Source organism: Lentzea sp. NPDC051213, from assembly GCF_044455585.1.
In the GTDB taxonomy this organism is placed as follows: Bacteria; Actinomycetota; Actinomycetes; order Mycobacteriales; family Pseudonocardiaceae; genus Lentzea.
In genome coordinates, this window is sequence record NZ_JBITEX010000011.1 from 263,067 (window position 1) to 277,623 (window position 14,557).

Genomic DNA, 14,557 nt, shown 5'->3' on the forward strand with positions numbered 1-14,557 from the left:
CGCCGCGACCGTGGGGGTCGCGGTCGCGGCGCCTTCATTCAGTTGGTCTCTGGTGAGCGGTCGGTACTAGTGAGAGGTGAACTGGCCGCGCACCGCGCCGCCGGGGAACGTCGCCGTGTGGATGTTGGAGTAGAAGTCCTTCGGCGACTTCTTCAGCGCGTCCAGCGCCACCTTGTCGACGCCGGCGACCGTGCCGGACACCGCGAAGATGCCGGCAGGCACGGCGGTGCCGAAGAACGTGATCTTCACCGGGCCGTTGACGCCCTTGGCGCCCTGGTGGACGTGGCCGAGGGTCGGCGCGTCGATGTTCACCCACGCCAGCGAGAAGTCGACGCCGGTGCCGGCGGGCTGCACGAACGAGATGGCCTGACCGTCCGGGTCACCGACCTTCGGGCCGCCCTCGACCGGGACCTCGTTGCGACCGTTCGAGAACGCGCGGAGCTTGCCGCCCTTGATGATGTCGAGCGGGTTCACGTTCTTGCCCAGCGGCTTGAGCTGGGCGCGGACGGCGCCGCCCGGCCGGTCGGTGCTGTGCAGGTTCACGTAGAACCCGGCCGGGTTCTTGCGGATCTCCTCGGCCAGGTTCGCGTCGATGACGGTCTGACCGGCGGCGGAGTTCAGCGTCTCCGGCATCGGCGAGGTGAACAGGTTGACCTTCACCGGGCCGTTCTGACCGGCGGCGGCCTGGTGGATGTGGCCGAGCGTGAGCTGGGCGGTGTTCTTCCAGTTCAGCGCGAACGTCACGCGGTTGCCGCGCACCTCGACCAGGGCCTTCGCGGACCCGTCCGCGTCACCCACGGCGGGGCCGCCGGGAATCGGGACCTCCTGCTTGCCGTCGAGGTCGGCGGAGAAGAAGAACGGCTTGCCCTTCACCGGAGCCGGGGCGGGCTGCGTCGGTGCCGGCTGGGTCGGCGCGGGCTGGGTGGGCTGGGTGGGAGACGGGTTGTGGCCACCGTGCTCGCCGCCGTTGCCGGCACCGGCCTTCGTCGCGGTCGGCTTCTCCGCGCTGCCACCGGCATCGATGTTGAGCGTGGGGCCGTCGGCGGTGAAGAACTCGAAGGCAGAGCCGCCGCCCTTGACGACGACGCGGACCTCGATCTGGCCGCGGCCGGGCTTCACGGTGAAGGTGCGCGACTCGCCCTTCTTGGCGCCGTCCAGGCACCGGCCTTCCAGCTGGTCGGCGGCGCAGAGTGAGGCCTCGTAGCCGACGGTGTTCGTGATCTTCACGGTCACGGCGTCCTGGGCGGCGGACGCCGGTGTCACCACACCTAGCCCGAGCGTGGCGCCCAGAAGGCATGCAGCAGCGACGGTTTTGTTGACATACATGGGATGTACTCCAAGGCTCCGCAGTGGGAGTCGGGGGGTCTGGCGGACCCGACGCCACCAACACGGATGCCGATCGGATTCGGTTCAACTCGTTCGTTAGTGAACCGAACGACCTCCTCGTACGTGTCGACGGTGGAACAGGACACACCGCTAGGAGACGAAGATGCGCGTACGTATGGGAATTCTGCTGCTGCCCGCACTGCTCGCGGGGCTGGCTGCCTGCGGAAACGAGGCGCCACAGGCAACTCCGCAGCAGGAGGTGCCGGTCAACGTCGAGGTGAAGATCGCGCAGTCCGACCTCGGCCCGATCCTGGTCGACCAATCGGGACGGACGCTTTACGCGTTCACCAAGGACGAAGACAAGTCCAGCGCGTGCGACGCCGACTGCATCGCCGTCTGGCCCGCGCTCACCGCTCAGTCCGCAGTGGCGGCAAAAGACGGTGCGGAAGCGAAGCTCGTCTCCCAGATCGAGGAGAGTTCTCAGGCCGTGTACGGAAAGTGGCCGCTGTACTATTACGTGGGAGACCAGGTCGCGGGCGATGTGAACGGCCAAGGCGTCGACGACGAGTGGTTCGCGATCGCGGCGGACGGCAAACTGGTCAAGAAGAGCTGATGAACACTGGGCCATTCGGGTGTATCCGGGTAACGGGCCCATGGGAAGTGTCGACCCTGAGGATGTACCAGTAGGGGGAGACACATGACCAGTACAGCCGTGAAGATCGGTTTTGACGCGGAGTTCCTCGGCACCGCCGCCGGTAGCCCGGTGCTGACCGAGGCAGGTGCCGCGGACGCGGTCGAGCTGAACGGCTCGACCACGATCGACTACACGCACTTCTCGCTCGCGATGAGCAAGTCGCGCAAGTTCGCGATCTGGGTCGCGTGGAACATCGACGGCGCCGAGATGAAAGCCTTGAGCCGCACCAACATCCCGTTCATCAAGGACCCGCGCATCCCGGCGGAGTTCCAGACCGGCGACGAGCTCTACCGCGACAACAGGCTCGACCGCGGCCACCTCGCGCGCCGCGCCGACCTGTGCTGGGGCCCGAAGGCGGAGGCGCAGAAGGCGAACAAGGACTCGTTCTTCTTCACGAACATCACGCCGCAGATGGACGACTTCAACCAGAGCACCAAGGAAGGGCTCTGGGGCAGGCTCGAGGACGCGGTGCTCGAGGACGTCGACGTGGACAACCTCAAGGTCAGCGTCTACGGCGGCCCGGTCTTCAACGCCGACGACCGGGTGTTCCGCGGCGTCGCGATCCCGCGCGAGTTCTACAAGGCCATCGCGTTCGTGGTGAACGGCGAGCTGCGGTGCAGCGCGTTCCTGCTCACGCAGAACCTGGTTCTGGCCGAGGCTCTCGACCTGGATGAGTTCCGCGTGTTCCAGGTGTCGCTGACCGAGCTGGAGAAGCGCACCGGCTTCACCTTCCCGGCCGAGCTGCACGCCGCCGACACCGCGTCGGTGCAGCTGCTCGACGAGTCCGAGCGCAAGCCGTTGGGGAGCCTCGCCGACATCCAGTGGTGAGGTGCCCGCCGGGCCTCACGTGATGTGCACGCCCGGCAGCTTTCCGCGCAGTTCTTCCAGCCGGGCCAACGATTCCGGCTGGTGCACGACGAGGTCTGTCAACGCCGGCAGCGCGCGCAGGTCGTCCGCTGCCGGCACGCCGAACACCTCCAGCGTCGTGATGGTCGGCCACCGCTCCAGCCCCGCCAGCGGATAGGGCGGGCGGTGGTCGATCGCCAGCTCGCGCAACGCGGGCAACGCCGGGAGCGCGGCCAGCCCTTCGTCGGTCGCCGAGTCGCGGATCTGCAGGCGGCGCACTGAGCCACCCTCCAGTGACTCCAGGTCGACCCGGCTGAAGTGCAGGTGCAACTCGTCGAGGCCGGCCACCGGCGACAGGTCGATCCGCCCGAGCGGACGGCACCGGCTCAGGTGCAGCTCTCGCAGCGATCGTGAAGCGGCCAACGGCGAGAGGTCCCGCATCACCTCGTTCTGCCACAGTTCCAGCCGGTGCAGTGACGGCATCGCGGCCAGCGGGTCGAGCGGGTTGATGTTGCCGATGCACCGCACGTGCCGCAGCTTCTCAAGGTGTGAGATGAACTGGATCCGGTGCCAGCCCCGCACGTCGACCCTGCGGTCACCGAAGTCCACTTTGGACAGCACGGTGCGGGCGTAGTTCTCCGCGTCGGGGGTGTTCCGCCACGCCCGCAGCAGCTCGTCGATGACCATCGCGTGATCCACGGCCACGAACTCCGCGATCCGTTCCCACGCGGCCTCGCCGCCGATGTTGGCCAGCGTCCGCACGATGTACGCGGCTTCCTCCGCGGCCTCCGGACCCGGCAGCAGATCCACGACGAACGAGCCGGCCTCGGCCAGCGCGTCGGCGTGCGCAAAGCTCTTCGGCGGGATCAGCGAGGCCGCGGCGGAGATCACCTGCAGCCGCGCGGTCTCCGGTTCGATCACGTCGGCCTGGTCGAGGCACGCCAGCGCGAGCAGCCGCAGCTTGTCCCGCCCGCGCTCGTCCTTGCGCGTGTCGTCGTTGCCGGCCAACAGGTCCATCAGCACGCGAGCGCGTTCGCGCGGCCGGGCGTGCGCGACGGCCATCACCACGACGTCGTGCCACTCGTCGAGATGTGCCCTGTCCACCAACAGGTTCAGGTCGCCGGCGTCCACGACCTCCTTGGCCGCCAGGTAGTCCCGGAACGTCCGGTGCACGAACTGCACCCGTTCGGCGGACACCTCCCGGAGCAACCCGGCGCGTTCGAGCAACCGCTGCATCGCGTCGTCCGGGTCGATGTCGTGCGACCGCAGCCCGCGCATCGCGTTCCCGAGCCGATGCACCGCCTCCTCTCGCGGCACCATCAGCTCCCGGTTGCGCACTAGCGAGTACGCGAACCTCTGCAACAGAACGAGCTGCTCCTCCTTGGAGAACGACGGCAGCGCGAGCCCGCGGTCCTCGTCCCACCGCACCAGCAACAGATCGAGAGCCGCCTCGTACAACGACCGCCGATCGCGTGGCAGGTGCATGTTCCGGTCCTGGTGCAGCGCGCACAACAGGCCGGCCAGCAACGGGCTCGACGCCAGCCGCCGCAGGTCGGGCCGTTTCGCCAGCGTCGACACGAGTCGCACCTCGCAGTCGGTCAGCCACACCCGCGCGTCCCGGGTCAGGCCGGGCTCGTCGCGGGCCGCGGTGTGCCAGGCCTCCACGAAGTCGCGCACACCCTTGTCGCTCAACGGCAACAGGTCGAACGCGGCGAACTCGACGTCCTCCAGCCAGTCCTCCGGAACTGCGGCCGGACGCGTGGTGATCGCGTACCTGGCATCCGGATAGGCGTTCACGAGCTTCTCGAGCCACTGCCGCGCCTCGGCCCGCCGCTCCCACACCAGCTCGTCCACGCCGTCGATCAGGACGAGTGCGCGCCCCTCCTTCAGCCGGGCGGTGACCCACCCCGCCGGCTTCTCCTCCTCGATCATCGAGGCGATCGCCGAGATGAACTCCTCCGGCTTCGGCAGCGACGTGAACTGGCGCAGCGGCACGAAGAACGGTACGAGCCCGAGCCATTCGTTGCCGGAGGTCCGCGTCTCGCCCAGCGCGTTCATGGCCAGCCAGCGCAGGAACGTCGTCTTGCCTGCGCCCGCGCCACCCCGGATCAGCACCCGAGGTGTGTCCGCCAGCGCGGCCGCCACCGGCAGGCCGGCACCGGTCAGCTCGTCGGTGTCGCCGACCCGTGCCACCGCCAGCGACACGTACGAGGAGTCGAACGAGTGCCGCCGCGTCGGCCGTCCGCGTGACACCCCGAACAGCTCCAGCCCGCCCAGCGCCAGCGCGACCTGCTCCGCGTACCGGTCCTCGAAGTCGCGATGTGCCGTGACCAGTGCCAGTTGCTGCTGATCGGCCAGCCGCGCCACAGCCGCCGCGGTCGCCCGGCTGATCCGGAACATCTCCACCGCGAGCCGCCGCGCGTACTCCGGCTGCGACCACACCAGTTCCACGACCGCGACGCAGACCCGCAGCAGCAACGCGTCGTAGACGGCCGTCGCCGACTCCGACAGTCCTGCCGCCCGGCGGATTGCCGCCGACCGGGACAGCACGTACGTCCGCAGCGCCTCCGGCGTCAGCATCACCCGCAGCGCCTCGTCCTCGCGCAGCGGCAGCGATGCCTCGAAGGACTCGCGCACCGCGGCCACGGCGGCCTGCCACTCGTGCTGCTCCACGGAGCTCAGCTCACCGCGGGCGAGTTCGGCGCTCACCCGTTCGACCAGCGGTCCCGGCCGCGTCAGCTCGCGCTGACGTCGCTTGTTCTTGGCGCCTTTGTGAACCACGTCGAAGAGACCGAGCAGCACACGCTCCAGCACGGTCTCCAGCAGCATCAGCAGTCCGGCGGAAAACGGGTCGGCCACACCGTCAGTATCTCCACGCGCCACGCCCCGGCATCGGCAATTCCAATACCGGCAACCAGGAATTCATGATGCCGTGCGCGAGACACCGCGGCCCGCGACCGCCGTGATCGCGAGCCGGAACGCCTCCACGACGAGCTCCGCGAGGTTCTCCGGTGGCACGGAGGGAGCGGATCGTTGTACTTCGGCAAGTGCCGATTCCGCATGCGGCTGCAGCACGGACACGGCCTGCACGAGCACGCTCACCGTGTGGCCGAGCGACGCACCCTTGCGTGCGGCGGCGAGAACGGCACGTGCGTTGCGCAGTTCCAGGGACCCGTCGGGCAACCGCGTGACGACCCCGCTGTCGATCGCGGCGCGCAACAGCTCGGGGTTCTGCCGCAACGCGCACACGAGCACGTCGCCGGTGGGGAGGAATTGGCGCAGCACGAGATCCGGTGCCAGCAGCGCCCGGATCGCCTCCAGTGGCAGCCCCCGGTGCTGCAATCGGAGCACGGTCCGCATGCGCGTCAGGTGGCAGTCGTCGTACATCGGCGAACGGCCCTGGCGGTTCGGCGCCGGCAGCAGGCCACGCGCCTGGTACGAGCGGACGGTGCGGGTGGTCATGCCGATCTCGGCGGCGAACTCGTCGATCGTCATCTGTCTGGCGGCGCGGTCTGACATTACCGGCACCACTCCCAGCTTTGGTGCATTGAGCTTCCCCCTGTTGTCCCAAAGCCCGCTGGCGAATAGCACAACTGCGGGCCCGCCCCTGAGGAACAAGTCTCGCATCGCGTTTATAAGACGGGCATAAGTTGTTCCTGGCCCCTTGAATGATCAAATGGAAGGACCTACTTCCTTTGCTGTGTCATTGTGTTCGGTTGTGCTAAGCGAAGTCGTGTGGAAGTTTTTCGTTCCACTTCTGGGATAAGGGCGTTGTTCGGATGAGGCTTTCCCGTGTTCTGCCGCGAACAAGCACATGAGGGGAAGTCAGATGTCCGCAATCAAGCGAATGACGAGCGTTCTGCTGCTCGTGCTCGCCATGTTCGGTGGCGTCGCGACGATGAACGCCGCGGGCGCGACCGCCGCACCGGCCGTGGTGTCGCAGTCCGTCCAGCAGAGCGGGGACCAGGCCGGAATCCAGGCCGTCTGGAGCTGCAACTGGTCCGCGACGGCGTACCGGGTCGACGCCTACTGCACCGTGTGGAGCGGTTACGTGCGGTTGTGGGGCAGGTGTTCCAACGGTGGCACGTACTACACCCCGTGGGTCGGCCCCGGTCGCTGGCACCTCTGGGTGGACTGCGGCGGCTACCGGCTCCTGTCGTTCGGTTTCCAGAGCGCCGGCTGATCCGGTACACCCGACCGCACCCCCGGCGTTCTTCCGCCGGGGGTGCGGTTTTTCAGGTGGTCGCCAGCGCCTCGGTGGGGGTGAGCCGCGACGCCCGCACCGCCGGATAAACACCGGCGAGTACGCCGACCACAACGGCCGCACCCACCCCGCCCGCGAGAGCGACCAGGGGGAGCACGGCAGGCCAGCCCTGCGACGCGGAGTAGACGGCGGTCGCCGCCACCCCGATCAGCAGGCCGATTCCGCCGCCGATGCCGGCCAGCACGACGGCCTCTGCCAGGAACTGACCGCTGATCTGCCGCCTGCTGGCACCGAGCGCGCGCCGCAGCCCGATCTCGCGGCGGCGTTCGAGCACGGAGATGACCATGGTGTTCGCCACCCCGATCCCGCCGACCAGCAACGCCACCCCGCCGAGCCCGACGAACAGCCCCGAGTACGCCTGTTCGACGAGTTGCTGCGCGGCGAGCGCGTCGGACGGCCTGCTGACCAGCACCTCGTTGGGGCTCCCGGGGTTGGCCGTGCGGCCGAGCACCGCCTTCACGGCCTCGACCGCGTGGTCGTCGGCCCGCACGTAGATCTCGCCCGGCGTGCCGTCGAACCCGAGGTGGTCGCGCGCCGCCTGCCAGCCGACCAGCACCGCGTTGTCGACCTCGAACGCGAGCGGGTTGGCGTGCAGCACGCCGATCACGGTGAACCACCGGTCCTTGATCCACACCGCAGGCGCGGGCAGTCCGGGCCTCAGCTCGGTGCCGAGCATCCGTGCGGCCCGTGCCCCGAGCACGGCCACCGGGAAGGCCTCGGTCGCCTGGTCGAGGAACCGCCCGGTCCGCACGGATCCCCCAAGCACCGGCAGAAGGTCGAGCCTGGCCGCCTTGACGCTCAGCCCGCCGGTCTCCTGTGCGGGCACCAGGTCCGTGCGGCGCACGGTCGCGTCGGTGTCGCCGGTCGCGCTCACCGACCGCACCGGCCCGATCCGCCGGATCATGTCCACCGCCACCGCGGGCAGCTTCGCCTTGCCGCCACCGGCGACGTCCGTGCCGGGCACGACCGTCAGCAGGTTGGGGCCGAGCGCGGCGAGTTGTGCGCGCAGAGCCGCCTGGTTCGACGCCGGGATGCTGACCACGGCGATCAGCGCGGCGATGCCGATCGCGATGCCTAGTGCGGCGAGGACCGTGCGCACCGGACGGGTTCGCACGCCTACCGTGCCCAGGCGGAGCACGTCGGGCAGCGGGAGCCGGGTGGCGCGTGGGAGCGGGATGTCAGCCATGGTCGCTCCCGATGTCTGGCCGCACGTCCGGCCGCACCGTGTCCGTCCGCAGCTCACCGTCGAGCATCTCAACCTGTCGCGGCAGACTCGCCGCGATCTTCACGTCGTGGGTGATGATCGCGATGGTCGTGCCGTCGGCGTGCAGCTCACGCAGCAGGCGCAGCACGTCGGCGCCCGACCTCGTGTCGAGGTTGCCGGTCGGTTCGTCGGCCAGCACGATGCTCGGCCTGTTCACCAGCGCCCGTGCGATCGCGACCCGCTGCTTCTCGCCACCGGACAACTCGGCAGGCAGGTGGTCGGTGCGGTGGGCGAGTCCGACGCGGGCGAGCGCCTCGTCGGCCGCCGGGCCGCGATCGCGCGCGGGCACGCCTCGGTAGACCAGGGCCGCCATCACGTTCTCCCGCGCGGTGAAGCCCTCGGTGAGGTGGAACTGCTGGAAGACGAAGCCGATCCACCACGCACGCAGCGCGGACAGCCGCCGGTCCGTGAGCTTGCCGGTGTCGTGGCCGTTGACCAGCACCGTGCCCGTCGACGGCCGGTCGAGCGTGCCCATCAGGTGCAGCATCGTGGACTTGCCCGACCCGGACGGCCCCACGATGCCGAGCATCTCGCCCGCGTCGACCCGCAGGTCGCACGGCCGCAACGCCCGCACCCCGCCCGGATAGGTCTTCGACACCCCCGTCAGTTCAAGAACAGGGGTCAGCTCGAGAACAGCGGTCATGACGTCGTCACCACCGTCAGGCCCTCGCTGACACCGTCGCCGGTGATCTCCACCATCCCGCCGGCGAACATCCCGGTCCGCACCGCGAGGTAGCGGCTCTTCCCGCCGTCCACGACCTCGACCGCGTAGCCGCCCTCGCGCAGGGCCAGCAGTGCCTGCACGGGCACGGCGAGCACGTTCTCCCGCTTCTCGCCGTCGAACTCGACGGTGACCCGTCCCAGCTCGGCCGACGCCGCCAGCGCCGAGTCGTCCAGCGTGACCGTGGCGAACGGTTTGGGTTTGTCCTCAACGGTTTTCACGGCGACCTCGCGCACCGTGCCGGCTGTCTCCTTCCCGCCCGGCAGATACACCTTCACCTTGGCGTCCACCCGAGCGAGGCGGCGTTGCGCCGGCGTGAGCTCCACCGACACCAGCCGATCCAGGCCGGTCACGGTCATCAGCGGACCCTCGGCGGGCGCGCCGGGCTGTGCGGTCACCGCGTGCACCCGCACCGGGCCGGTTACGACGATCACGTCGCCCGGCTGGACGACGCCGGTCTGCTCGGCCTTGAGCGACTTCTGCCAGCGCTTCACCGCGCTCGCGGTCCTCGGGCCGAACTTGCCGCTCGCCGCCCCGAGCTCGGTGTAGCCGAGCGCGAGGAGGTTCTCCTGCAGCATCTTCACGTCGTCGCCGTCCGGGACGCCGTTCCTCATCTCCCGGTACAACGGCGTGGGGCCGAAGAACACCGGCACACCGACCGCGTTCACCTCGTACAGCACCTTTCCGCGTTCGAGCTGCTCACCGTGCGCCGGAAGGCGGGTGATCGTGCCCGGCCGGCGCCCCGCCACCCCGACCGGCGCGCCGGTGCCCAGATCGCCGTCGACCTTGATCCGGTCGGTCAGCGTCGTGCGGGTGACCTGCGTGGTGGCGGGCGGTGGCGCCGGTGGCGCGGACGAGGCCGGCGCGGAGCTCAGCCGGGTGAACGTCACCGCTCCGGCCGTCCCCGCGAACGCCATCACCACGGCGATCCAGACCGCCCGTTTCCGCCGTCGTCTCCTGGCGGAGGAGGGCCCTGGCTCGACGATCATTTCGTCGAGCCGGACGAACCGGGGTTGTTGTCGTTGGTCTTGGCCGAGCAACGGCGGAGCTTCTCCTGCACGACGGGGTCGTTGACGTCGACGCCGTCCGGCAGCTTCGCGGCACCGTCCCCGCCGTCCTCCGGCTTCGGGTCCGGGTAGGCCACGCCCTCGTCGCGCATGCACTTGGCGAACTTCCGCGCCTGGTCCAGCTGCTCGGGGTTCATCGGCTTCGGGTTGCCGCCGTCCGGCAGGTGCTGGCGGCACTTCTCGTGCGCCGCGCGCTGCTTCTCCTGGTCGGCCTGCGACTGGTTGCCCTGTTGCGCGGTGCCCTGCCCGCTGCCGTTGTTCGGGATTTCCTGGGATTGCACCTCGGCGCCGTTCTCGCGCATGCACTTGGAATATGCGTCCTCGCCGCCCGGAGCGGTGCTGGACGGCGAGCCGCTCACGGACGCGACATTCGGGTTGGAATTGTCCGCGCACGAGGTCGTCAGCAATGTCGCTAGCACAATCGCGCCGACCAGACCGGCAGTTTTCATGATTTCCCCCTCGGATCCTTTCCAGCGGATGGCTGAATGTCTACCGGGAGGGTGATTCCGCCACCGTAAGTGCGGTTGCTTATGGCCGTCTTATGACCACGCGCGGCACACTTGGCCGGGAATGAGGGGGTTGGACGTGCGAGTCCTGGTGGTCGAGGACGAGGAGATGCTCGCCGACGCGGTCGCGGAGGGGCTGCGCGAGGCTTCCATGGCGGTCGACGTCTGCGGCGACGGTGAACAGGCGCTGGAGTTCATCGCCGTGAACCGCTACGACGTCGTGGTGCTGGACCGGGACCTGCCGGGTGTGCACGGTGACGACGTCTGCCGGGCGATCGTCGACCACGGCTGCGACACGCGCGTGATCATGCTGACCGCGTCGGGCGACGTCGCGGACCGGGTGCACGGCCTGGGCATCGGCGCGGACGACTACCTCGCCAAACCCTTCGCCTGGGCGGAGTTGCTGGCACGGGTGCAGGCGCTGGGCCGGCGCGCACGACCGGCGTTGCCCCCGGTGTTGCGCCGCGCCGGCGTCAGCCTCGACGTCGGACGGCACCAGGTTTTCCGGGACGAGAGGTTCGTCCACCTGTCGCGCAAGGAGTTCGCCGTGCTGGAGGTGCTGATGCGGGCCGAGGGTGCCGTCGTCAGCGCCGAAGAGCTGCTGGAGAAGGCATGGGACGTCAACGTGGATCCGTTCACCAACGCGGTAAGGGTCACCATGATGACCTTGCGCAGGAAGCTGGGCGAGCCGCGGATCATCCACACAGTGGCAGGGGTCGGCTACCAGTTGCGCGACTAGCGGCCAGGATGTCGGTCAAGCTGCGGCTCGCGCTGCTGTGCGGCGGCCTGTTCTTGCTCGGTGGCGCGATTCTGCTGACGACCAACTACCTGTTGGTGCGCAACGCGCTGCCGGACACCACGGAGGCACCGCCCGGCCAGTCGGCGGATGCCGGCCTCACCGCGCCCACCCCCGGCTCGGCGCCCGTCGCCGGCAGCTCGGGCACCGACCTTTCCCTGTACCGCCAAGAGGTGTTGCAGACGCTCGTCGTCCAGTCCGGGGTCGCGCTGGCCGTGATGGCGGTCGTCGCGCTGGCGCTGGGGTGGTTCGCCGCCGTGCGGATGCTGCGGCCGGTGCAGGAGGTGGTCGCCACGGCGCAACGGCTGGAGGCGGACAGCCTGCACGAGCGGATCCGGATGCCGGGCCCGCGAGACGAGCTGACCGAGCTCGCGGACACCTTCGACGGGATGCTCGACCGGCTCGCGGCGTCGTTCGACAGCCAGAAAAGGTTCGTCGCGAACGCCTCGCACGAGCTGCGCACGCCGCTCGCCACCCAGCGCACAATGATCGAGATTGCCATGACGCGCCGGAACGCGGGGCCGGACCTGCGCAACCTGTGCGAGCGGCTGCTGGTGATGAACGTGCGCACCGAGTCGCTCATCGAAGGCCTGCTGCTGCTCGCCCGCAGCGACCGCGGGCTGGAACACGAGGAGCCGGTGCGGCTGGACGAGGTGGCGCGCGGTGTCGTCGACAGCCGCCGCCACGTCGCGGCGCTCGCCGGTGTCCGGCTGGAGTCGGCGTTGTCGCCCCAGGTCGTGTCCGGTGACCCGGTCCTGCTGGAACGGCTGGTCGTCAACCTCGTCGACAACGCCATCACCTACAACCACAGGGGTGGTCTCGTCTCGATCACCACCGGCGGGGAATCGGCGTTGGACGTGCACAACACCGGCCCGGAGGTGCCGGCCGCCGCGGTCGGCGGGCTGTTCGAACCGTTCCGCCAGTTGCGCGAGCAGCGCACCGGGCCCGGCAGGGGTGTCGGGCTGGGCCTCTCGATCGTCGCGTCGATCGCGAAGGCGCACGGCGGGTCGGTGCGGGCGGTGCCGCGCCGCGGCGGTGGGCTGGAGATGGCGTTCTCGGTGCCGTGGCGCGTGTTGTGAGGGTCAGGCGGGTAGGGCGACCTTGCGGAAGTGGCCGATGGTGAAGTCGCGGGCCGCACCGTCCTCGCACTCCGCGGTCAGCACGCCGTCGAGGTGCTTGGCCGGGATGATCACGTGTGTCTCGGTCATGCGCGGGCCACTCGCGTACTCGATCTCCACGCGGTCGCCGTCGACCAGCGCCGACGCGAGCAGGAACACCTCTTCGTCCCGCAGGAAGACGTTCTGGTCGCGCAGTATCCGCGCCGCGTTCGCGCGCGGCGCACCCCGCCCGGCGGTCGGCCGTTCCTGCTCCACCAGCCTGATGGCGAGCTGAGTCAGCTCCAGGTCGTCCAGCTCGGTCCGCCACCACGTGTCCTGGCGTCGTTCGCCGCGGGCGGGTGCCCGCAGCCGTTCCACCCGATCCACAATGGACTGATCACCGGCGTCGACCCCGGTCGGCGCGTAACCCGCCTTGCGCAACGCCACCAGTGTGTTCGCCATCGGCTGGGCCGACGCGAGCACCGTCGGTGCCAGGAACCGCAGCTTCAGCGGGGCCAGCCGCTTCGACTTCGCGATCTCCTGCAACAGCGAGGAATCCTCCGCCCGCACGCAGCTCGCCACATCGGCCACCGTCAGGTGCCCGTGCCGCCGCGCCACGTCCTGCACCTGGTATTCGATCACCTGCGGCAACGACGCTTCCGACACGGCGGCCAGCTTCGCGAGCAGCTGCTCGGCGGACAACCCCGTGTCCAGCGCTCGGCGCACCGACCCGGCGGAGAGCCGCCACACCCGTGCCGCGTCGTTGTCCTCCAGGTCCGCCACCAGGTTCAGCGTCGCGCTCAGCTCCGGTGACGGCAGCCCGTTCACCACCGCGGTCATGTCCGTCTGGAACGCGGCTTTCTCCGCCGCCGCGGGCATCAGTTCGGTGGCCGCCGCTGCGACATCACCGTTCTTGAGCACCGCCGCACCTAACGGCGTCAGCGCGCCACCGGCCACCAGCCCCAGCGACTCCATCTCACCGATCACTGCCGCCGTCGCGCGGGGGTCGTGCACCGCGGGGCACGACCACACGAGTTCGGCGACCACTTCGCTGACGTCCGCGAACGCTTCCTCCACCGAGAACCGCTCCAGCGCGGTGCGCCGCAGCGCCAGCCCGGCGGCCCCGGTGTAGTCGCGCAACGCCGCCCGCGCCTGGTCCGGTTCCGGCCGCCAGTCCATCCGCTGCCACGCCTCGGCAAGCGCCGCGAGCCGCGGACCGGGCTGCGAGCCGAGCCACGCGTCGCCGTGCTTCGTCGGCAGCAACCGCCCGCGTTCCACGCCGAGGAGCTGCGCCTCGACCGCGAGCTCCAGCCAGAGCCGCAGCACCGGGTCCGCGACCCGCAACGCCCGTGCCACCCGCCGGATCTCCACCGTCGCCACGCCACCGGTGTAGCGCGCGTCGAAGCTGTCCTGTTCGCAGTGCGCCAACAGCCGCACCACGCCGTCCACAGTGGACATCGCGGCCACTACGGGAGACACCGCGGCGGCCCTGCGCACCCGTGGCGCGGGCGGCCGCAACGTCAGCCGTCCGCGCACCGCGCCGTTCGCCCGCACGGAGTTCACCGCGATCAGCGCCGCGCCGTCCGGCCAGGCCAGCGCGCTCAGCTTGAGTCGCTCGAAGGCCTTTTCGAAGTCGCCGGCCGAGCACCGCAGCCGGGCGCACACCGTGTCGACGGTGCCCGAGTTGCCCAGCGCCACGATCGCGCCGAGCACGTCGAGCGCGCCCTGGTCGAGCGCGTCCTCGGCGAGGTGCACCGAATCGGGGTCGGTCAGCTGCGTCGCGAGGTCCTTCAACGTGCGGAGGTAGCGGTCAGCCACGTCGCGGCGGCGCACGAGCACCGCGTTCACCTCGTCCGGCTCGAGTTGGTGGAGCCAGGAGGCGAGCGCGTTGATACGTCGTGGCATTCCCCTGATTATGGCCTCGGATGTCTGTCCTCAAACGAATTTCACGCTCATGGGCGATCGGCCTAGGCTGA

General features: G+C 69.8%; 13 protein-coding genes. 5 read left to right on the forward strand and 8 right to left on the reverse strand.

Translation table 11 applies throughout. The annotated features are described in order from the left end of the window. Positions 1 to 66: 66 nt before the first annotated feature. A complete protein-coding gene (locus ACIA8G_RS39570; protein WP_396423911.1) occupies positions 67 to 1,263 on the reverse strand; it encodes a CHRD domain-containing protein in 1,197 nt (398 codons plus the stop codon). Between the two features lie 226 nt (positions 1,264 to 1,489). Between ACIA8G_RS39570 and ACIA8G_RS39575 the strand changes: the two genes are divergently transcribed. Both ACIA8G_RS39575 and ACIA8G_RS39580 read left to right on the forward strand, forming a co-directional pair. Next, positions 1,490 to 1,939, forward strand: coding sequence for a hypothetical protein (locus tag ACIA8G_RS39575; RefSeq protein ID WP_396423912.1), 450 nt, complete (start codon positions 1,490 to 1,492; stop codon positions 1,937 to 1,939). Positions 1,940 to 2,023: 84 nt separating this feature from the next. After that, positions 2,024 to 2,848, forward strand: a complete 825-nt coding sequence (locus ACIA8G_RS39580; RefSeq protein ID WP_396423913.1) for a DNA/RNA non-specific endonuclease — start codon at positions 2,024 to 2,026, stop codon at positions 2,846 to 2,848. Positions 2,849 to 2,863: 15 nt separating this feature from the next. Here the strand turns inward: ACIA8G_RS39580 and ACIA8G_RS39585 are convergent, their stop codons facing one another. Next, a complete protein-coding gene (locus ACIA8G_RS39585; protein WP_396423914.1) occupies positions 2,864 to 5,725 on the reverse strand; it encodes an NACHT domain-containing protein in 2,862 nt (953 codons plus the stop codon). Positions 5,726 to 5,788: 63 nt separating this feature from the next. Then, complete coding sequence (locus ACIA8G_RS39590; protein WP_396423915.1) at positions 5,789 to 6,385, reverse strand: MerR family transcriptional regulator; 597 nt, start codon at positions 6,383 to 6,385, stop codon at positions 5,789 to 5,791. 328 nt (positions 6,386 to 6,713) lie between these two features. On the opposite strand from ACIA8G_RS39590, the gene ACIA8G_RS39595 reads away from it, so the two are divergent. Further along, entirely contained in the window at positions 6,714 to 7,049 is a 336-nt protein-coding gene (locus ACIA8G_RS39595; RefSeq protein ID WP_396423916.1) for a hypothetical protein, read from the forward strand. 52 nt (positions 7,050 to 7,101) lie between these two features. Here ACIA8G_RS39595 and ACIA8G_RS39600 read toward each other — a convergent pair whose 3' ends face one another. The 4 genes from ACIA8G_RS39600 to ACIA8G_RS39615 are packed head-to-tail and all read right to left on the reverse strand — an operon-like array spanning position 7,102 to position 10,631. Next, positions 7,102 to 8,316, reverse strand: coding sequence for an ABC transporter permease (locus tag ACIA8G_RS39600; RefSeq protein WP_396423917.1), 1,215 nt, complete (start codon positions 8,314 to 8,316; stop codon positions 7,102 to 7,104). Then, on the reverse strand, positions 8,309 to 9,019 hold the full coding sequence (locus ACIA8G_RS39605; RefSeq protein ID WP_396423977.1) for an ABC transporter ATP-binding protein: 711 nt from the start codon (positions 9,017 to 9,019) through the stop codon (positions 8,309 to 8,311). The genes ACIA8G_RS39600 and ACIA8G_RS39605 overlap by 8 nt, the downstream gene beginning before the upstream one ends. 14 nt (positions 9,020 to 9,033) lie before the next feature. Continuing rightward, on the reverse strand, positions 9,034 to 10,104 hold the full coding sequence (locus ACIA8G_RS39610; protein ID WP_396423918.1) for a peptidoglycan-binding protein: 1,071 nt from the start codon (positions 10,102 to 10,104) through the stop codon (positions 9,034 to 9,036). After that, a complete protein-coding gene (locus tag ACIA8G_RS39615) occupies positions 10,101 to 10,631 on the reverse strand; it encodes a hypothetical protein (RefSeq protein ID WP_396423919.1) in 531 nt (176 codons plus the stop codon). The genes ACIA8G_RS39610 and ACIA8G_RS39615 overlap by 4 nt, the downstream gene beginning before the upstream one ends. 136 nt (positions 10,632 to 10,767) lie before the next feature. Here ACIA8G_RS39615 and ACIA8G_RS39620 point away from each other — a divergent pair, with 136 nt between their 5' ends. Beyond that, the gene (locus ACIA8G_RS39620) at positions 10,768 to 11,427 is read left to right on the forward strand and encodes a response regulator transcription factor (protein WP_396423920.1); all 660 of its coding nucleotides are present in this window, start codon (positions 10,768 to 10,770) and stop codon (positions 11,425 to 11,427) included. 8 nt (positions 11,428 to 11,435) lie between these two features. Next, positions 11,436 to 12,563 carry a sensor histidine kinase gene (locus tag ACIA8G_RS39625; protein ID WP_396423921.1) on the forward strand — a complete coding sequence of 376 codons (1,128 nt, stop codon included), beginning with the start codon at positions 11,436 to 11,438 and terminating at the stop codon, positions 12,561 to 12,563. A gap of 3 nt (positions 12,564 to 12,566) precedes the next feature. Here ACIA8G_RS39625 and ACIA8G_RS39630 read toward each other — a convergent pair whose 3' ends face one another. Beyond that, complete coding sequence (locus ACIA8G_RS39630) at positions 12,567 to 14,486, reverse strand: helicase-associated domain-containing protein (protein ID WP_396423922.1); 1,920 nt, start codon at positions 14,484 to 14,486, stop codon at positions 12,567 to 12,569. Positions 14,487 to 14,557: the final 71 nt, after the last annotated feature.